The 17,831-nt window shown below is 65.5% G+C and carries 18 protein-coding genes; 15 read left to right on the forward strand and 3 right to left on the reverse strand.

From position 1 onward, the window contains the following. The first annotated feature begins 522 nt into the window (after positions 1 to 522). Together N5C28_RS10565 and N5C28_RS10570 are read left to right on the forward strand one after the other, a co-directional pair. A complete protein-coding gene (locus N5C28_RS10565) occupies positions 523 to 1,230 on the forward strand; it encodes a 4'-phosphopantetheinyl transferase superfamily protein (protein ID WP_279822110.1) in 708 nt (235 codons plus the stop codon). Positions 1,231 to 1,296: 66 nt separating this feature from the next. Further along, entirely contained in the window at positions 1,297 to 2,586 is a 1,290-nt protein-coding gene (locus tag N5C28_RS10570) for a M18 family aminopeptidase (protein WP_279822111.1), read from the forward strand. Positions 2,587 to 2,781: 195 nt separating this feature from the next. On the opposite strand, the gene N5C28_RS10575 is transcribed toward N5C28_RS10570, so the two are convergent. Further along, on the reverse strand, positions 2,782 to 3,498 hold the full coding sequence (locus N5C28_RS10575; RefSeq protein WP_279822112.1) for a UTRA domain-containing protein: 717 nt from the start codon (positions 3,496 to 3,498) through the stop codon (positions 2,782 to 2,784). 324 nt (positions 3,499 to 3,822) lie between these two features. On the opposite strand from N5C28_RS10575, the gene N5C28_RS10580 reads away from it, so the two are divergent. The 9 genes from N5C28_RS10580 (at position 3,823) to N5C28_RS10620 (ending at position 10,991) form a co-directional block, all read left to right on the forward strand. After that, complete coding sequence (locus N5C28_RS10580; RefSeq protein ID WP_279822113.1) at positions 3,823 to 4,881, forward strand: ABC transporter substrate-binding protein; 1,059 nt, start codon at positions 3,823 to 3,825, stop codon at positions 4,879 to 4,881. A gap of 149 nt (positions 4,882 to 5,030) precedes the next feature. Continuing rightward, entirely contained in the window at positions 5,031 to 5,837 is an 807-nt protein-coding gene (locus N5C28_RS10585) for an alkaline phosphatase family protein (RefSeq protein WP_279822115.1), read from the forward strand. Beyond that, positions 5,834 to 6,676 (forward strand): ABC transporter permease subunit, encoded by an 843-nt coding sequence (locus N5C28_RS10590; protein ID WP_279822116.1) that lies wholly within the window; start codon positions 5,834 to 5,836, stop codon positions 6,674 to 6,676. Before N5C28_RS10585 ends, N5C28_RS10590 begins: the two co-directional genes overlap by 4 nt. Next, positions 6,663 to 7,460, forward strand: coding sequence for an ABC transporter permease subunit (locus N5C28_RS10595; RefSeq protein ID WP_279822118.1), 798 nt, complete (start codon positions 6,663 to 6,665; stop codon positions 7,458 to 7,460). The genes N5C28_RS10590 and N5C28_RS10595 overlap by 14 nt, the downstream gene beginning before the upstream one ends. Continuing rightward, the gene (locus N5C28_RS10600; protein WP_279822120.1) at positions 7,457 to 8,446 is read left to right on the forward strand and encodes an ABC transporter ATP-binding protein; all 990 of its coding nucleotides are present in this window, start codon (positions 7,457 to 7,459) and stop codon (positions 8,444 to 8,446) included. Before N5C28_RS10595 ends, N5C28_RS10600 begins: the two co-directional genes overlap by 4 nt. Continuing rightward, positions 8,446 to 9,099, forward strand: coding sequence for an HAD-IB family hydrolase (locus N5C28_RS10605; RefSeq protein ID WP_279822121.1), 654 nt, complete (start codon positions 8,446 to 8,448; stop codon positions 9,097 to 9,099). The genes N5C28_RS10600 and N5C28_RS10605 overlap by 1 nt, the downstream gene beginning before the upstream one ends. 344 nt (positions 9,100 to 9,443) lie before the next feature. Beyond that, entirely contained in the window at positions 9,444 to 9,851 is a 408-nt protein-coding gene (locus tag N5C28_RS10610) for a lipocalin family protein (RefSeq protein WP_279822122.1), read from the forward strand. 119 nt (positions 9,852 to 9,970) lie between these two features. Next, positions 9,971 to 10,276, forward strand: a complete 306-nt coding sequence (locus tag N5C28_RS10615) for an NIPSNAP family protein (protein WP_279822123.1) — start codon at positions 9,971 to 9,973, stop codon at positions 10,274 to 10,276. 181 nt (positions 10,277 to 10,457) lie between these two features. Next, positions 10,458 to 10,991: a transposase gene (locus tag N5C28_RS10620; protein ID WP_279822124.1), complete on the forward strand. Its 534-nt coding sequence runs from the start codon at positions 10,458 to 10,460 to the stop codon at positions 10,989 to 10,991. 143 nt (positions 10,992 to 11,134) lie between these two features. On the opposite strand, the gene N5C28_RS10625 is transcribed toward N5C28_RS10620, so the two are convergent. Beyond that, the gene (locus N5C28_RS10625; RefSeq protein WP_279822125.1) at positions 11,135 to 11,533 is read right to left on the reverse strand and encodes a nuclear transport factor 2 family protein; all 399 of its coding nucleotides are present in this window, start codon (positions 11,531 to 11,533) and stop codon (positions 11,135 to 11,137) included. 176 nt (positions 11,534 to 11,709) lie between these two features. On the opposite strand from N5C28_RS10625, the gene N5C28_RS10630 reads away from it, so the two are divergent. From N5C28_RS10630 to N5C28_RS10645, 4 genes are read left to right on the forward strand one after another with little or no spacing between them, the layout of a single operon-like run. After that, positions 11,710 to 12,885: an ABC transporter substrate-binding protein gene (locus tag N5C28_RS10630; protein WP_279822126.1), complete on the forward strand. Its 1,176-nt coding sequence runs from the start codon at positions 11,710 to 11,712 to the stop codon at positions 12,883 to 12,885. Positions 12,886 to 12,932: 47 nt separating this feature from the next. After that, positions 12,933 to 13,802: a branched-chain amino acid ABC transporter permease gene (locus N5C28_RS10635; protein WP_279822128.1), complete on the forward strand. Its 870-nt coding sequence runs from the start codon at positions 12,933 to 12,935 to the stop codon at positions 13,800 to 13,802. Beyond that, positions 13,799 to 16,291, forward strand: a complete 2,493-nt coding sequence (locus tag N5C28_RS10640; RefSeq protein ID WP_279822129.1) for an ATP-binding cassette domain-containing protein — start codon at positions 13,799 to 13,801, stop codon at positions 16,289 to 16,291. The genes N5C28_RS10635 and N5C28_RS10640 overlap by 4 nt, the downstream gene beginning before the upstream one ends. After that, positions 16,288 to 17,505, forward strand: a complete 1,218-nt coding sequence (locus N5C28_RS10645; protein WP_279822130.1) for an amidohydrolase family protein — start codon at positions 16,288 to 16,290, stop codon at positions 17,503 to 17,505. The genes N5C28_RS10640 and N5C28_RS10645 overlap by 4 nt, the downstream gene beginning before the upstream one ends. On the opposite strand, the gene N5C28_RS10650 is transcribed toward N5C28_RS10645, so the two are convergent. Then, complete coding sequence (locus tag N5C28_RS10650) at positions 17,495 to 17,806, reverse strand: putative quinol monooxygenase (RefSeq protein WP_279822131.1); 312 nt, start codon at positions 17,804 to 17,806, stop codon at positions 17,495 to 17,497. The two genes, N5C28_RS10645 and N5C28_RS10650, sit on opposite strands and share 11 nt — an antisense overlap. Positions 17,807 to 17,831 lie beyond the last annotated feature (25 nt).

Genomic DNA, 17,831 nt, shown 5'->3' on the forward strand with positions numbered 1-17,831 from the left:
CGTAGCCGTAGGGTGGGTTAGGCGCCTGGTCACAAGTCAGTCCCAACCCACTGGTTTCGAGGCGCCGTAACCCACCAGCTGTTGCCGGCTCGATACCGCTGGCGGGCTACGTGGCGCACCCGTAGCGCAGCAATCAGCCAAGACCGGTGTGCGCCACTCGCCCACCCTACGGGCTGTTCAAAACCGACGTGCGCGGATGAATCGTGTACCTGTAGGAGCGGGCTTGCCCGCGAGCTCTTCTGCCCGTAGCCATGGATCGATCCTGCGCGCCAACCGCACCTTTCAGAATCGCGGGCAAAAAAAACGGGAGCCTTATAGGGGCTCCCGTACTCGAACTCAGAGAAAAGTCGGCTCCGGAATACCCGGACACCAACTACAACCTCACCTGCGTCCCATAAGAAACGCACGCCTAGTCTGGCAAAATGCCACGCGACTATCCGTTTAGCTTTGTTGCGCCTTTGCAAAGAAATGTAAACGCCCGTTTGACTGGCCGCCCCCTCCCACAACCGGCAGAATGCCCCGATGAACGATTACCTCCCCGCCTGCTGCACGCCCCTGGCCGATCATTGGCCGCTGCCCCACGTCCTGGCCGAGGCGCGACTGATCAGTACCCGCTTCACCCCCGAGCACCTGGACAGCCAGGATTTCGCCCGGTGCGCGATCCCGCAGGTGCGGGGCGTGGCCAAGCGCCAGACCGAATACCTGGCCGGTCGCCTGTGCGCGCGGGAGGCCCTGCGTCGGGTCAGCGGCCTGGCGGTGGTGCCGGGCATCGGTGAAGACCGCGCACCGCAATGGCCGGCCGGCCTGAGCGGCTCGATCACCCACGGCACCGGCTGGGCCGCCGCGGTGGTCGCCCCCGCCAGCGCCTGGCGCGGGCTGGGGCTGGACGTGGAACAGCGGCTGCCGGTGGAACGCGCCGACCGCCTGGCCCCGGAAATCCTCACCCCGGATGAATGGCGGCGCATCCAGCACCTGGCCGACGAAGAACGCGCCTGGCGCGTCAGCCTGACCTTCTCGCTCAAGGAAAGCCTGTTCAAGGCGCTCTACCCGCTGACCCTGCAGCGCTTCTACTTCCACGACGCCGAACTGGCGGCGCTGCAGGACGACGGCCGCGCGACCCTGCGCCTGCTGATCGACCTGCACCCGGAGTGGCTGAGCGGCACCGAGGTGCAGGGGCAGTTCGGCGAATTCGACGACCACCTGCTGAGCCTGGTGGCAATCGCCCCCTGAGCAGCAAGGCGCCCAACGCGGCAGGCAAATCCGATAGAATTCGCCCATTGCCGCCCGGAGTGCCCCATGCGCGAAGAACTGAACCAAGGCCTGATCGATTTCCTCAACGCCTCCCCCACCCCTTTCCACGCCACCACCAGCCTGGCCATGCGCCTGGAGGCGGCGGGCTACCGCTACCTCGACGAACGTGCGCCCTGGCAGACCGAAGCCGGCGGCCGCTACTACGTCACCCGCAACGACTCCTCGATCATCGCCTTCAAGCTGGGCAAGCGCTCGCCCGTCGACGGCGGTATCCGCCTGGTCGGTGCCCACACCGACAGCCCCTGCCTGCGCGTCAAGCCCAACCCGGAACTGCAGCGCCAGGGCTTCTTCCAGCTCGGTGTCGAGGTCTATGGCGGTGCCCTGCTGGCCCCCTGGTTCGACCGTGACCTGTCCCTGGCCGGCCGAGTGACCTACCGCCGCGACGGCAAGGTGGAAAGCGGCCTGATCGACTTCTACCAGCCCATCGCCGTGATCCCCAGCCTGGCCATCCACCTCAACCGCGAGGCCAACCAGGGCTGGGCGATCAACCCGCAGAACGAACTGCCGCCGATCCTGGCCCAGCTCGGCGGCAGCGAAAGCGCCGACTTCCGCGCCCTGCTCACCGAACAATTGGCCATGGAGCACGACTTCAACGCCGACGCGGTGCTGGACTACGAGCTGAGCTTCTACGACACCCAGAGCGCGGCGGTGGTCGGCCTCAACCAGGACTTCATCGCCGGGGCCCGCCTGGACAACCTGCTGTCCTGCTACGCAGGCCTGCAGGCGTTGATCGAAGCCGGTGACGACGAAACCTGCGTGCTGGTCTGCACCGACCATGAAGAAGTGGGCTCCTGCTCGGCCTGCGGCGCCGACGGCCCGTTCCTCGAACAGGTGCTGCGCCGCGTGCTGCCGGAAGGCGACGATTTCGTGCGCACCCTCCAGCGCTCGCTGCTGGTGTCGGCCGACAACGCCCACGGCATCCACCCGAACTACGCCGACAAGCACGACGGCAACCACGGCCCGAAGCTCAACGCCGGCCCGGTGATCAAGATCAACAGCAACCAGCGCTACGCCACCAACAGCGAAACCGCCGGGTTCTTCCGCCACCTGTGCCTGGAAAACGAAGTGCCGGTGCAGAGCTTCGTCACCCGCAGCGACATGGGCTGCGGCTCGACCATCGGCCCGATCACCGCCAGCCAGCTGGGCGTACGCACCGTGGACATCGGCCTGCCGACCTTCGCCATGCACTCCATCCGCGAACTGGCCGGCAGCTACGACCTGGCCCACCTGGTGAAAGTCCTCACCGCCTTCTACGCCAGCGCCGACCTGCCGTAAGGGCTGTACGGTCGTGCCTTGAAGATCGTACCCACGCTCCGCGTGGGTACGCATCAGGGGACGCTCTGCGTCCCAATCGTGAATAGTTCTACGCTATTCGACTCAATCAGCCGACCGTAGCGGACGCGGAGCGTCCAGGGCTGCATTCCCACGCGGAGCGTGGGAACGATCACCAGCTGGACGATCAGTAAGCGCTCAATCCGGCACTTCGACGCTGACATGGATGGCGTCGTGGCGCCAGAACTCCATGTCGCAGTCGATCAGGCGGCCGTGCTGGTCGCGGTTGACCCGGGTGATGCGCAGCGCCGGGCTGCCCACCGCCACTTTCAGGGCGGCGGCCGCTTCGTTGTGCAGGGCGGTCGGCACCATGTCGAAGCGCACCCGCCCGTAGTGCACGCCGTATTCGCTGACGTACAGCTCGGTAAGCGAGCGGGTCAGGTCGAAATCCAGCACGTTGGGAAAATAGGCCGGGTTCAGGTAGTGCTCGACGTACAGCACCAGGCGCCCGTCGATGCGCCGCGCACGGCGGATCTGGTAGACGCTGGACAGCGCCGGCAAGGCCAGCAACTGGCAGATTTCCGCGTTGGCCGGCAGCAGGCGCGCACTCAGCACCTCGGTGGCCGGCACCCGGCCCTGCTCGGCGACCATGGCGTGAAAGTGACTGCGCACCAGCGGGTTGTAGGCCACCCGTGCCGGTGACACGAACCAGCCGCGGCGTTCCTCGCGGTACACCAGGCCCTGGGCCTCCAGCTGGCTGAGGGCCTCGCGCAGGGTAATGCGCGTCGTGTCGAACAGCTCGCTCAGCTTGCGCTCCGCCGGCAGCTTGCTGCCCGAGGGCAACAGGCCGTGGCCGATCTGTTCTTCCAGGGCGCGGCAGATGGTAGTGATTGCACGCGGCGCTTCATCGCGCATCAAGACATCCTCTTTTGGACTAGTCCAGCCCCATTCCGGGGCATCAGCCGCCTGATCGGAACGACCCTGGCCATGTTTCAAGCCTAGGCAGTCTAGATGACCGGCAGATGACAACCTGCCTGCAAGCAGGCCCCGTGCCATCAGCCAGCCCGCCATTCGCCCGCGAATCAGGGACTTACCCATGGTCTACGCTTGTTGATCACCGGTACCCACGGCACATGGACATCTGCCCGGAGCCGCCGGACATAAAACTGTCACCTGTCGGGCCTAGATTGGCTTGGGTCTTGCTGATCTAGACCAACCCTCACCGCAAAGGAGTTTCAGATGAAACAACTGCTGCTGGCTTCACTCATGGGCTCGGCCATCGCCCTGGCAACCCAGGCCATGGCTGCCGATACGGATTTGAATGCACTGGAAAAGGCCGCGCGTGCCGAAGGCACCGTGAACAGCGTGGGGATGCCAGACAGCTGGGCCAACTGGAAGGACACCTGGAGCGATCTGGCCAGCAAGTACGGCCTCAAGCACATGGACACCGACATGAGCTCGGCCCAGGAAATCGCCAAGTTCGCCGCCGAGAAAGACAACGCCACCGCCGACATCGGTGACGTCGGCGCCGCCTTCGGCCCCATCGCCGTGCAACAGGGCGTGACCCAGCCCTACAAGCCGAGCACCTGGGAGCAGATCCCGGCCTGGGCCAAGGACACCGACGGCCACTGGATGCTGGCCTACACCGGCTCCATCGCTTTCATCATCAACAAGCAACTGGTCAAGGACGCTCCGAAAAGCTGGGCCGACCTGAAGACCGGCAAATACCGCGTGGCCATCGGCGACGTCAGCTCCGCCGCCCAGGCGGTAAACGGCGTACTGGCGGCGGCCATCGCCAACGGCGGCGACGAGAAGAACATCCAGCCCGGCCTGGACTTCTTCGCCGACATCGCCGGCCAGGGTCGCCTGTCGCTGGCCAACCCGACCATCCAGACCCTGGAAAAAGGCGAAGTGGAAGTCGGCGTGGTGTGGGACTTCAACGGCCTGTCCTACCGCGACCAGATCGACCCGAATCGCTTCGAAGTGCTGATCCCCTCCGACGGCTCGGTGATCTCCGGCTACACCACCATCATCAACAAGTACGCCAAGCACCCCAACGCCGCCAAGCTGACCCGCGAATACATCCTCAGCGATGCCGGACAGATCAACCTGGCCAAGGGCAACGCCCGGCCGATCCGCGCCGAGCACCTGACCCTGCCGGCCGAGGTCCAGGCCAAGCTGCTGCCCAACGAGCAGTACGCCAAGGTCCAGCCGATCAAGGACGCCGCGGCCTGGGAAGCGACCTCCAAGACCCTGCCGCAGCTCTGGCAGGAACACGTGATCATCAACATGGAGTGATCCTGTCGCGGCTGAAGCCCCTCCCACGGCACAGACGCCTCTGTGGGAGGCGCTTCAGCGGCGACGGCCGCCAGGCCACGACTGCGATCGCAACGGTGGATGAACCAAGCGTCATCCACTTTCCGCTTTCTTCGATCACGGGACTCTCCATGCCGTCCAAGGTCATCCTCGTCCTGCTCGATGGGCTCAGCCACTCGGTGGCGCGCCATGCCATGGGCCACCTGCACGCCTACTGTGCGGCCGGTCGTGCGGCGCTGTACCCGCTCGACTGCGAGCTGCCGTCGCTGTCCCGCCCGCTCTATGAATGCATCCTCACCGGCGTGCCGCCGATCGACAGCGGCATCGTGCACAACGACGTGGTGCGCCTGAGCCACCAGCGCTCGGTGTTCCACTACGCCCGCGCCGCCGGGCTGAGCACCGCCGCCGCGGCCTATCACTGGATGAGCGAGCTGTACAACCGCGCGCCCTTCGACGCCGTGCGCGACCGCCACACCCACGCCCCGGACCTGCCCATCCAGCACGGGCATTTCTACTACGCCGACCACTACCCGGATTCGCACCTGTTCGTCGATGCCGAAAGCCTGCGCCTGCGGCATTCGCCGGACTTCCTGCTGGTGCACCCGATGAACATCGACGACGCCGGGCACCAGCACGGCCTCGACAGCCCGCAGTACCGCAACAGCGCACGCCGGGCCGACATCCTCCTGGCCGACTACCTGCAACGCTGGCTGGACGACGGCTACCAGGTGCTGGTGACCGCCGACCACGGCATGAACACCGACCGCTCGCACAACGGCCTGCTGCCGGAGGAGCGGGAAGTGCCGCTGTTCGTGCTGGGCGACGCCTTCAGCCTGGATCCCGACGCCCGCCCCCGGCAGACCGAGCTGTGCGGCACCATCTGCACACTGCTGGGCGCCGCCCACGACAAACCCACGTGCAAGGAGCTGCTCACGTGAATGCCGCCCCCCGCGGCAAATGGCTGGCCCTGCTGTGCCTGCTGCCATTCGCCGTTTTCTTCATCGCCTTCCAGGTCGCGCCGCTGGTATGGGTCGCGGTCAACAGCCTGAACACCCCGCAAGGCTGGGGGCTGGCCAACTTCGAGCGGGCCTTCAGCTCCAAGTTCTACCTGCAGGCGATCAAGCACAGCCTGCAGATTGCCTTCTGGTCGAGCGTGTTCGGCATCGCCATCGCCATCCTCGGCAGCTACTCGCTGCGCCAGGTGGACTCGCGCCTGCGGGACTTCGTCATGGCCTTCTCCAACATGACCAGCAACTTTGCCGGCGTGCCCCTGGCGTTCGCCTTCATCATCTTGCTCGGCTTCAACGGCGCGCTGACCATCCTGCTCAAGCAGGCCGGGGTGATCGAGGACTTCAACCTGTATTCCAAGACCGGGCTGATCGTGCTCTACACCTACTTCCAGATTCCCCTCGGCGTGCTGCTGCTCTACCCGGCCTTCGACGCCCTGCGCGAGGACTGGCGTGAATCCGCCGCGCTGCTCGGCGCCGGCACCTGGAGTTTCTGGCGCCACATCGGGCTGCCGGTGCTGACCCCGGCGCTGCTCGGCACCTTCGTCATCCTCCTGGCGAACGCCCTGGGTGCCTACGCCACCGTGTACTACCTGACCACCGGCAACTTCAACGTGCTGCCGATCCGCATCGCCGGCATGGTGTCCGGCGACATCTCCCTCGACCCGAACATGGCCAGCGCCCTGTCGATGATCCTGGTCGGCCTGATGGCGGTGATCACCGTCGCGCACCAGGTGCTGCTGAAGAGGAGCTACCATGTCTCGCGCTGAGGCCAAGCCCACCGCCCTCTACCACCGCGTGGTGGTGTGGCTGCTGTTCCTGATCCTGCTCACGCCGCTGGCCGCCACCCTGCTCTACTCCCTGGCCACCAGTTGGTCGGCGACCATCCTGCCCGACGGCCTGACCTTCAAGTGGTACCTGCAGTTGTGGAGCGAGGAACGCTTCCTGCGGGCGTTCGGCCAGTCGCTGCTGGTGTGCTTCGCCGCCCTGCTGCTGGCGGTGGTGCTGATCCTGCCGCTGCTGTTCGTGGTGCATTACCACTTCCCCCGGCTCGACGCCCTGATGAACATCCTCATCCTGCTGCCCTTCGCCGTGCCGCCAGTGGTGTCCTCGGTGGGGCTGTTGCAGATCTACGGATCGGGCCCGCTGGCGATGGTCGGCACGCCATGGATCCTGATCGGCGCCTACTTCACCATCGCCCTGCCCTTCATGTACCGGGCGATCACCAACAACCTGCAGGCGATCAACCTGCGCGACCTGATGGACGCTGCCCACCTGCTCGGCGCCAGCACCTGGAAGGCCGCGTTCCTGGTGGTCCTGCCCAACCTGCGCAAGGGCCTGATGGTGTCGCTGTTCCTGTCCTTCAGCTTCCTGTTCGGCGAATTCGTGTTCGCCAACCTGCTGGTGGGCACCCGCTACGAGACCCTGCAGGTCTACCTGAACAACATGAAAAACAGCAGCGGCCACTTCAACAGTGCCCTGGTGATTTCCTACTTCTTCTTCGTGCTGATCTTCACCTGGGCAGCCAACCGCCTGAACAAGGACAGACCATGAGTTACCTGAGCATTCGCGGCCTGCACAAGCAGTACGGCGACACCTCGATCTTCAGTGACATCGATTGCGAGATTGCCCAGGGTGAATTCGTCACCCTGCTCGGCCCCTCCGGCTGCGGCAAGTCCACCCTGCTGCGCTGCATCGCCGGCCTGACCGAGGTCAACGGCGGGCAGATCCTGCTCGGTGGCGAAGACCTGGTGCCCCTGGCACCGCAGAAGCGCGGCATCGGCATGGTGTTCCAGAGCTACGCCCTGTTCCCCAACATGACCGTGCAACAGAACGTCGCCTTCGGCCTGCGCATGCAGCAGGTCGACAAGGCCGAAAGCGCGCAGCGCGTGCAGGATGCCCTGGCCATGGTGGAACTGGGCGAGTTCGCCAATCGCTACCCGCACCAGCTGTCCGGTGGCCAGTGCCAGCGCGTGGCCCTGGCCCGCTCGCTGGTCACCCGCCCGCGCCTGCTGCTACTCGACGAACCGCTGTCGGCGCTCGATGCGCGCATCCGTAAACACCTGCGCGAGCAGATTCGCAGCATCCAGCGCGAGCTGGGCCTGACCACCATCTTCGTCACCCACGACCAGGAAGAAGCCCTGGTCATGTCCGACCGCATCGTGCTGATGAACGCCGGCAAGATCGTCCAGAGCGGCGACGCCGAAACCCTCTACACCGCGCCGGTCGACGCCTTCGCCGCCGGTTTCATCGGCAACTACAACCTGCTGGATGCCGCCACCGCCAGCCGCCTGCTGGACCGCCCGGTCGACAGCAAGGTGGCGATTCGCCCCGAGGCCATCCAGCTCGGCCAGGGTGGCAGCATCGACGGTGTGATCCGCAGCCACAGCCTGCTTGGCAACGTCATCCGCTACCGGGTGGAGGCCCGTGGCGTCGAACTGCTGGTGGACGTGCTGAACCGCTCGGAAGCGGATTTACATGCCAGCGGACAGCCCGTTGCGCTTACCATAGCGGCCTCTGCAATCCGTGAGGTGGCTTGATGGCACTGGCAATTTTCGACCTGGACGAAACCCTGATCGGCGGCGACTGCGCCAGCCTGTGGAGCGAAGAAATGGCGCGCCAGGGCTGGGTCGACGGCGAGAGCTTCCTGAAGCGTGACCACGAACTGATGACCCTCTATGCCGAGGGCAAACTGGCCATGGAAGACTACATGGCCTTCAGCCTGTCGCCCCTGGTCGGCCGCACCGAAGAAGAAGTGGCCTTCATCGTCGAGCCCTACGTGGAAGACGTGATCGAACCGATCTTCTACAGCGACGCCACCCGCTGCCTGGCCACCCACCGCGAGGCCGGCGACCGCATCCTGATCATCTCCGCCTCGGCGCACTTCCTGGTCAGCGCCATCGCCGCGCGCCTGGGCGTCGAAGACGTACTGGCCATCGACCTGGAACAGCAACACGGCTGCTACAGCGGCCGCACCCAGGGCGTGCTGACCTACCGCGACGGCAAGGTCACCCGGCTCAATGCCTGGCTGCAGGAACAGGGCGAAACCCTGGAGGGCGCCTACTTCTACTCCGACTCACGCAACGACCTGCCACTGCTGCAACAGGTCCCCCACCCCCACGTGGTCAACCCGGATCCCGTGCTGCGCGCCCACGCCGAACAGACCGGCTGGCCGATACTCAGCTGGCGGTGAACGGCAGTGGTGCTAGCCGTACACGGCATGCACCACATGGACATAACAGCGAAAAGTAAAATAGCATCGCGGGCGCCAGATCAATCTTCACTGGCATCCACCCGACGCGCAGCCTAGCGGCAAACGTCAGAGCCCTCTTGCCAGGATGGCGAGCGAACAGAGACAGAAAGGGACTTCGTTGAACGCAACCATCCCTACGCCTCCAGCGCGCCCTCGCACCAGTTGTTATCTGGTGTTTCGTTTGTACGCCCGTCCCCCCGGCCAGAGAAACCGCCTTCCGTGGATACCGTCGCCACACCGGCGACTGCGCACATTACTTCCCTATCGGCCCCTGGAGCCCGACCATGCATAAAATCCTGTTGGTACTTTCAACCTCAGCGCTGCTCACAGCGTGTGCAAGCCCTGCAACAAATGCCCTTGACCCGCGCGTGGTAGGGGAATGGCAAGGGATCAGGGAGCAAAGCACTGCCTGCCAGTTTCTTGCCTGGAACTCGACCTTCCGCCCCGATGGCAGCTTCGAGATCACTTTTTTCGCTGACAAGGAACGAACCAGGAAGATACAGACAGAACACGGAACCTGGAGCGCCAGCAATGGCCAGAACACCCTCAAAACGAATGGCGTGCCAACCGCCGATGTCTACGATTACACGGTGCTGAACGAGAACAGCATCCGCTACGTAAGCACGAAGCAAGATCCGTCGGCAGACTGCAAGGCTTACTATGAATTCGTCGAACAGCGCGTTGTCCGCTGAGACGCGCTTGTAATCGAAGGCTGAAATCCAAAGAGAATGTTCCCACGTCTACGTAGGAACATTCTGTATCCAGGTTCAGCCTGACCTCAGGCATATCCCATCCTCTGTAAGGCCTTCGCATGATCACTTGCTACCTGCGCTATACCCTCGATCCCTACAAGCTCGACCAGTTCGAACACTACGCCAAACTCTGGATACCGCTGGTGGAGCGCTTCGGCGGGCAGCACCACGGCTACTTCATGCCGTCCGAGGGCAGCAACAACATCGCCCTGGCCCTGTTCAGTTTCCCCAGCCTGGCGCTGTACGAGCAGTACCGGGAAAAATCCATGCAGGACGCCGAGTGCCAGGCCGCCTTCGCCTACGCCGAAGAAACCCGCTGCATCATCAGCTATGAACGCAGCTTCTTCCGGCCTGTGTTCTCTTGAGTCCCTAGCGGACGCGGAGCGTCCGGGGAGGCATTCCCACGCGGAGCGTGGGAACGATCAATCGCAGCCGCCCGCACCTACACAGCTCGTACCCACGCTCCGCGTGGGCACGCATCCCGTGATGCTCTGCGTCACCCGCGGTCTATGCTGAAGGCTCACTCACCGATTCAAGGACGAATACATGGGCCGCAGCCGTTACCTCATTACCGAACCGGATAAACCGCACTTCCTTACCTGCACGGTCAGCGAGTGGTTCCCGCTGTTCACCCGCCCTGCGCTGGTCGACATCCTGCTCGACTGCTGGCGCTATCAGCAGGCGCAGCACGGCATGAAGCTGTTCGGCTATGTGGTGCTGGAAAACCACCTGCACCTGGTGGCCCAGGCGCCTCGGCTGGATCAGTGCGTCAGCCGCTTCAAGTCATTCACGGCCCGGCGGATCATCGACCACCTGGAGATACAGGGCGCCAAGCGAGCTCTGCAACGTCTGGGCTTCAGCAAGCGGGCGCACAAGCGCGACCGCGACTACCAGTGCTGGCAAGAAGGCGTTCATGGGGAGCTGGTCTATAGCGAAGCGGTGATGCGGCAAAAGCTCGATTACATCCACTACAACCCGGTCAAGCGCGGGTACGTGGACCTGCCGGAGCACTGGCGCTATTCCAGCGCACGGGACTATGCGGGGCAGCCTGGGTTGATCGTGATCGACCGTTGGGCGTAGCGGACGCGGAGCGTCCGGGGAGGCATTCCCACGCGGAGCGTGGGAACGATCACACGATCAATCGCAGCCGCCCGCACCTACACAGCTCGTACCCACGCTCCGCGTGGGTACGCATCCCGTGACGCTCTGCGTCACCCGCGGTCTCAGGCCTTGGCGATGTCGGGGGTCAGGAGCCATTCGGCGCTGTCGTTCCACACGTCCATGCGGGTGATCTTGCCGTTGCGCACTTCGAAGCGGTCCAGGTAGCGGTTGCCGGAGAAGCTGCGGCCGTCCGGCCATTCGCCGTAGAGGGTGCCGTTGGAGTAGACGACGATGTGGTCGTCGCGCTCGGTCCAGTCGAACTGGCCGAGGGCCTTTTTCACCCAGGCGTAGCGCGCGCCGTTGAACGCGGTGATGTCCTGCGGCGTGGGCATGTGCCGGCCGCCGGTGAAGGTGATGCGCACGTCGTCGCTCATGTAGGTGGCGGCCTTGACCGGGTCCGGGGCCATGGAGGCGGCCAGGAAATCGCTAACAATCTGTACCGCATCGTTCATCTCACTCATTACCTGTACTCCGATTTCATTGATATGCCGGTGCCTGCATCTGGTGCAGCCTGCACGCTATCCGTGCACGATTCGCGCAGATAATCCGGTAAAAGCGCGGATTAGACGGCTTGCGCGTTATGGCACCACGTTTGCTAGCAAATTATATGCAAATGCTAGCAATCAGGAGATAGGTCATGCGCAAACTGCTATTCCCGTTACGCCGCCTGGCGGTCGCTGCCTCGTTCGGTCTGGCCCTGAGCGCTCCGGCGCAGGCTGAAGAGCCGATCAAGGTCGGCCTGGTTGCGGCCCTGTCCGGGCAGTCGGCCAAGTCCGGCGAAGCCCTCACCCGCGGTCTCACCGTGGCCATCGAAGAAATCAACGCCAACGGTGGCGTGCTCGGTCGCCCGGTAGAACTGATTAGCCGCGACGATGAAAGCAACCCGGCCAAGGGCATGCTGGCCGCCCGCGAGCTGGTGCAGCGCGAGAAGGTCACCGTGCTGTTCGGCGGCCTCGACACGCCGGTGTCCCTGGCCATCGTGCCGCTGGCCAACCAGTTGAAAGTACCGTTCATGGGCATCTGGGCCGCCGGCACCAAGATCACCGTCAACGGCGCCAAGGACAACTACGTGTTCCGCGTCTCGGCGGTCGACGAGCTGGTCGACGAAGCCCTGGTGGAGTACGGCATCAGCAAGCAGGGCATGCAGAAGCCGGGGATGATCCTGATCAACAACCCCTGGGGCGAATCCAACGAGATTGGCTTCAAGGACGCGCTGAGCAAGCGCGGCATGGCCTACGCCGGGATCGAACGTATCGAAGACAGCGACCTCGACGTGGTGCCGCAACTCACCCGCCTGAAGAACGCCGGCGCCGACACCCTGCTGATGGTCGGCAACGTCGGCCCGTCGGCGCAGGTGGTCAAGTCCCTCGACCGCATGGGCTGGGACGTGCCGGTGGTGTCGCACTGGGGCCCGGCGGGTGGGCGTTTCAGTGAGCTGGCCGGCCCCAACGCCAGCCGCGTGCACTTCATCCAGACCTATGTGTTCACCGAGAACAACAGCGCCAAGGGCGACAACGTGCTGGCCGCGCTGAAACAACGCTTCCCGGAGATCAAGAGCCTGGCCGACGTGACCCCGGCGGTGGGCATCGCCAACGCCTATGACGCCATGCACCTGGCTGCCGCCGCCATCGAGAAGGCCGGCGACACCCAGGGTACTGCGGTGCGCGACGGCTTCTACGCCATCGACAGCTACCAGGGCCTGATCAAGGACTACCAGCAGCCCTTCACCCCGGCCAGGCACGACGCCCTGGGCCCGGACGACTATGTCTTCACCCAGTTCGTCGACGGTCGCATCGTCCCGCTCGCCCCCTGAAGCCGTGAACCGGCGGGCCCTGGCGGCCCGCCTCGAGGAGTCGCGTCATGATCACCGCCGCCATCATCACCGGGCTCGGGCTGGGCAGCATGTATGCCCTGCTGGCCCTGGGTTTCCACATCACCTACGTGGTCTCGCGTACGGTCAACTTCGCCCAGGGCAGCGCCATGATGGTCGGCGCCGTGCTCGGCTACAGCTTCTACGTCACCTGGGGCTGGCCGCTGTGGCTGGCGATCCCGGCGACCCTGACGCTGTGCGCGATCTACGGCCTGGCCATCGAGCGGTTTCTGGTGCGGCCGTTCCATTCGCGCGGCTCCGAAGCGTGGCTGATGGCGACGGTGGCGGCGGGCATCCTGGTGGACAACCTGGCGCTGTTCACCTTCGGCAAGGAGCCCCGGCAATTCACCTCGACGCTGGCCAACCAGCACCTGGAACTGCTGGGCAACAACGTCAGCGTGCTGCAGTTGCTAATCCCGCTGATGGGCGGCGCCATCGCCCTGGCACTGTTCCTGGTGCGCCGTTACACCCGCCTGGGCAAGGTGCTGGAAGCCTGCGTGCAGAACCCCAAGGCGGCCATGCTGATGGGCATTCGGGTCAACCGGGTGGTGGCCGTGGCCTTCGCCGTGTCGACGGTGTTCGCGGCCATCGCCGGGCTGCTGATCGCACCGTTGTTCAGCGTGAATGCCGAGATGGGCATGCTGTTCGGCCTCAAGGCCTTCGCCGTGGCGATTCTCGGCGGCATCGCCAGTGCCAGCGGAGTGTTCGCCGCCGGCCTGCTGTTCGGCCTGGTGGAAGCCCTGGTGACCATCTACTTCGGCTCGGCCTTCACCCAACTGTTCACCTTCGCCCTGGTCATCCTGGCCCTGGCGCTGCGTCCCAACGGCCTGTTCGGCAGCCAGACACTGGTGAAAGTATGACCCTGAAAAACACCCTGTTCGTCCCGGTTTCCCTCGGCCTGCTGAGCCTGCTCGGCGTCGCCCTGTCATTGCTGCTCGACAGTTACTCGCTGCTGGTCTTCACCTTCTGCGCGCTGGCCGTGGTGGTGGGCGTGGGCCTGAATATCCTGATCGGCCTGAGCGGGCAGATATCCTTCGGCCACATCGCCTTTTACGCCATCGGCGCCTATGTCTCGGCGTTGCTGACCATGGCCGGCCTGCCCCTGGGCCTGGCGATGCTCGCCGCCGGCCTGGCCTGCGGTGCCATCGGCGCGCTGCTGGCGATTCCTGCGCTGCGGGTCAGCGGCCCGTACCTGGCAATGATCACCATCGCCTTCGCCCTGGTGGTGCACCACGGCCTGATCGAATGGCGCTCGCTGACGGGCGGCGCCAACGGCCTGATGGGCATCCCCATGCCGGAAATCGGCAGCCTCGACCCCAGCGTGAGCATGGCGCTGATCGCCACAGCCCTGATGGTCGGCGCCCTGGCCCTGTTCCAGCGCCTGCGCCACAGCGGCTGGGGCATGGCCATGCGCGCGGTGAAATCGGCGGAAATCGCTGCCCGCTCCCTGGGTTTCAACCCGGTGCAGACCAAGACCCTGGCCTTCGCCCTGTCCGCCCTGCTCACCGGCCTGGCCGGCTCGCTGGTGGCGCCGCTGATGATGTTCATCAACCCGGCCTCGTTCCCGTTCTCGCAGTCGATCCTGTTCGTGCTGGCGGTGATCGTCGGCGGCAGCGGCACCCTGTTCGGCCCGCTACTCGGCGCCCTGCTGATCGTGCTGCTGCCGGAAATGCTCTCGGACTTCGCCGAGTACCGTCTGCTGATCTTCTCGGTGCTGCTGCTCACCGTGCTCTGGGCCGCGCCACGTGGCCTGCTCGGCACCCTGGCCAGCCTCTGGCTGCGCCCTGTACATCAGGCAGCGCCGCCATCGTTCGACCCGGCCCGCCTGAATGCCTTTTTCAAGCAGGACGTGGCACCCGCAGGCCTGGTGGTGACCGGCATCGGCATCCGCTTCGGCGGCGTGCAGGCAGCGCAGAACGTCAGCCTGCAGGCACCGCCCGGCAGCATCACCAGCATCATCGGCCCCAACGGTGCCGGCAAGACCACGGTGCTGAACATGATCAGCGGCTTCTATGCGCCCGACAGCGGCAGCATCGAACTGGGCCGTCCCCTGGCCGGCCTGCCGGCCTGGAAGATTGCCCGCGCCGGCATTGCCCGTACCTACCAGACCACCCAGCTGTTCGGCGAACTGTCGGTGCTGGAGAACCTGCTGGTGGCCATGCAACAGGGCCGTCTCGGCCAGCCGTTCACCCGCGCCAGCAGCACCCAGCGCGACCTGGCGCTGCAGCTGCTGACCCTGGTCGGCTACCAGGGCTCGGTCAACACCCCGGCCGATGACCTGGCCCACGTGGACCGACGCCTGGTGGAAATCGCCCGGGCCCTGGCCACCCGCCCCAGCGTGCTGCTGCTCGACGAACCCGCCGCCGGCCTCAGCCGCAGCGACACCGACCGTCTGGCCAGCCTGTTCAAGACCCTGGCCGGTTTCGGCATCGCGGTGATCCTGGTGGAGCACGACATGGGCCTGGTGATGGCGGTATCCGAACGCCTGCTGGTGCTCGATGCCGGCAAACCCATCGCCTGGGGCGTGCCGGACGCGGTGCGCAACGACGAGCGGGTGATCGCCGCCTACCTCGGCGGCACCAGCTACCAGGCCACGCCCCGGGCCCAAGCCTGGGACGGCTCGCGCGACGCACGCCTGTACATCAAAGACCTGGTGATCGACTACGGCGCCGCGCCGGTGGTGGACAAGGTCAACTTGGTGGTCAACCCGGGCGAGCTGATCGCCATCCTCGGCGCCAACGGCGCGGGCAAGTCGAGCATCCTGCAATGCCTGGCCGGCCTGCACCCGGCCAGTGGCGGCAGCATCGTGCTGGACAACGAGAACATCGAGCACGCCGACGCCAGCACCATCGCCGCCCGCGGCCTGGCCCTGGTGCCGGAAGGCCGGCAGGTGTTCGGCCAGCTCAGCGTGCGCGACAACCTGCTGCTCGGTGGCTACTCGCGCAAGGAGGCCTTCGATGCCGACGCGGAAATCGAGGCCATCCTGCGCCGCTTCCCACGCCTGCGCGACCGCATCGACAGCCCCGCCGGCCTGCTCTCAGGCGGCGAACAGCAGATGGTGGCGGTGGGTCGCGGGCTGATGGCCAAACCGAAGATCCTCTTGCTCGATGAACCGTCCCTGGGCCTGTCGCCGGCGATGATCGGCGAGCTGTACGACGCACTCGCCGCCCTGCGCGACGAAGGCGTGACCCTGCTGCTGGTCGACCAGATGGCCAACCTCGCGCTGCAGGTGGCCGATCGCGCCTACGTGCTGGAGACCGGACGCATCGTCAAATCCGGTAGCGCCGAAGACCTGCGCGGCGACCCGGAACTGGAAGCCGCCTACCTGGGCGAAGGAGCCGCCGCATGAACGCCCTGACGATCATCAATGCCCGCCTGGGCGACGGCCGCCAGCCGCTGCAGACCCTCTACGTCGACAATGGCCGCTTCGTCAGCGTGCCCGTCGCCGGCAGCGAAACCCTCGACCTCGGCGGCAAGCTGCTGCTGCCGGGCCTGGTGGAAACCCACATTCACCTGGACAAGGCCTGCATCATGCAGCGCTGCCAGCTGGAGGAAGGCACCCTGGCCGAGGCCATCGCCCAGACCCGCGCCGCCAAAGCCGAATTCACCGAGGCGGACGTCTACGCACGCGGCGCCCAGGTGCTGGAAAAGGCCATCGCCCAGGGCACCACGCACATGCGCACCCATGTGGAAATCGACCCGCAGATCGGCCTCACCGGCTTCCACGCCGTGCGCCGCCTGCAGGCGGACTACGCCTGGGCCATCAGCCTGGAAATCTGTGTGTTTCCCCAGGAGGGCCTGCTCAACAACCCCGGCACCGAGGCCTTGCTGTGCGAGGCCCTGGCGTTGGGGGCCGAGGTGCTGGGCGGTTGCCCCTACACCGATGCCGACCCCGGCGCGCAGATTCGCCGCCTGTTCGAGCTGGCGGTGGCGTTCGACCGGGATCTGGATTTTCACCTGGATTTCGACCTCAACCCCGAGGGCATGACGGTTGGCGAAGTGATCCGCTGCACCCACCAGCACAAATGGGGCGGCCGGGTCGCCATCGGTCACGTGACCAAGCTGTCCGCCCTGCCCCGGGACACCCTGCTGGCGGTGGCCGAGTCGTTGGCCGAGGCCGGCGTGCAGGTCACCTGCCTGCCCAGCACCGACCTGTTCCTCACCGGCCGCGAGCACTTCCACAACAAACCCAGGGGCCTGGCACCGCTGCAGCACCTGCATGCCTGCGGAGTGACCTGCTCGTTGTCGACCAACAACCTCGGCAACCCCTTCACCCCTTACGGCGACGCCTCCCTGGTGCGTCAGGCCAACCTGTTCGCCAACGTCAGCCAGCTGGCCACCGAGGCCGAACTGCTACGTTGCCTGGGTTGGGTGTCGAGCGAATCGGCACGCCTGCTGCGCCTGCCCGACTACGGCCTGACGCCCGGTTGCCGCGCCGACTTCATCGTCTTCGATGCACCGTCGCCGGCGGCGGTGGTGGCGGAAATCGCCCTGCCGCTGATGGGCTTCAAGGCCGGCCGCAAGACCTTCGAACGACCCCAGACGCGCCTGCTCAAGCCTTGAGGGAGGGGCTGAGTTTGTCGATCAGCCGCACCTCGAAGTCCCGCGCCAGGTAATCCATGCGCTGCTCGTGGAACTGGCGCATGTGCGGCAACGCGACGTGCAAGTCGAAGTCCGCCCGGCTGCGCCACACCTCGAAGAAGATGAACAGCGTCGGGTCTTCGCGATCACGCAGCATGTGGTACTCGATGCAACCGGCCTCGGCGCGGCTCGGTTCGACATAGGCCTGGAACAGCGCGGCGAAGGCGTCGGATTTCTCCGGCTTGGTGTGGGCGTGGAGGATGAAACCGTAGGGCTCGCTCATGGGAAGTACTCGGGAAGTCAGTCAA

It is taken from the genome of Pseudomonas sp. GD03944 (assembly GCF_029839275.1).
In the GTDB taxonomy this organism is placed as follows: domain Bacteria; phylum Pseudomonadota; class Gammaproteobacteria; order Pseudomonadales; family Pseudomonadaceae; genus Aquipseudomonas.

Coding starts and splice junctions, on each gene's coding strand:
- N5C28_RS10575 (WP_279822112.1), bottom strand. CDS start 3,498: ATGCGCGATGAAGCGCCGCGTGCAATCACTACCATCTGCCGCGCCCTG.
- N5C28_RS10580 (WP_279822113.1), top strand. CDS start 3,823: ATGAAACAACTGCTGCTGGCTTCACTCATGGGCTCGGCCATCGCCCTG.
- N5C28_RS10585 (WP_279822115.1), top strand. CDS start 5,031: ATGCCGTCCAAGGTCATCCTCGTCCTGCTCGATGGGCTCAGCCACTCG.
- N5C28_RS10640 (WP_279822129.1), top strand. CDS start 13,799: ATGACCCTGAAAAACACCCTGTTCGTCCCGGTTTCCCTCGGCCTGCTG.
- N5C28_RS10600 (WP_279822120.1), top strand. CDS start 7,457: ATGAGTTACCTGAGCATTCGCGGCCTGCACAAGCAGTACGGCGACACC.
- N5C28_RS10605 (WP_279822121.1), top strand. CDS start 8,446: ATGGCACTGGCAATTTTCGACCTGGACGAAACCCTGATCGGCGGCGAC.
- N5C28_RS10595 (WP_279822118.1), top strand. CDS start 6,663: ATGTCTCGCGCTGAGGCCAAGCCCACCGCCCTCTACCACCGCGTGGTG.
- N5C28_RS10635 (WP_279822128.1), top strand. CDS start 12,933: ATGATCACCGCCGCCATCATCACCGGGCTCGGGCTGGGCAGCATGTAT.
- N5C28_RS10570 (WP_279822111.1), top strand. CDS start 1,297: ATGCGCGAAGAACTGAACCAAGGCCTGATCGATTTCCTCAACGCCTCC.
- N5C28_RS10615 (WP_279822123.1), top strand. CDS start 9,971: ATGATCACTTGCTACCTGCGCTATACCCTCGATCCCTACAAGCTCGAC.
- N5C28_RS10645 (WP_279822130.1), top strand. CDS start 16,288: ATGAACGCCCTGACGATCATCAATGCCCGCCTGGGCGACGGCCGCCAG.
- N5C28_RS10565 (WP_279822110.1), top strand. CDS start 523: ATGAACGATTACCTCCCCGCCTGCTGCACGCCCCTGGCCGATCATTGG.
- N5C28_RS10630 (WP_279822126.1), top strand. CDS start 11,710: ATGCGCAAACTGCTATTCCCGTTACGCCGCCTGGCGGTCGCTGCCTCG.
- N5C28_RS10650 (WP_279822131.1), bottom strand. CDS start 17,806: ATGAGCGAGCCCTACGGTTTCATCCTCCACGCCCACACCAAGCCGGAG.
- N5C28_RS10610 (WP_279822122.1), top strand. CDS start 9,444: ATGCATAAAATCCTGTTGGTACTTTCAACCTCAGCGCTGCTCACAGCG.
- N5C28_RS10620 (WP_279822124.1), top strand. CDS start 10,458: ATGGGCCGCAGCCGTTACCTCATTACCGAACCGGATAAACCGCACTTC.
- N5C28_RS10625 (WP_279822125.1), bottom strand. CDS start 11,533: ATGAGTGAGATGAACGATGCGGTACAGATTGTTAGCGATTTCCTGGCC.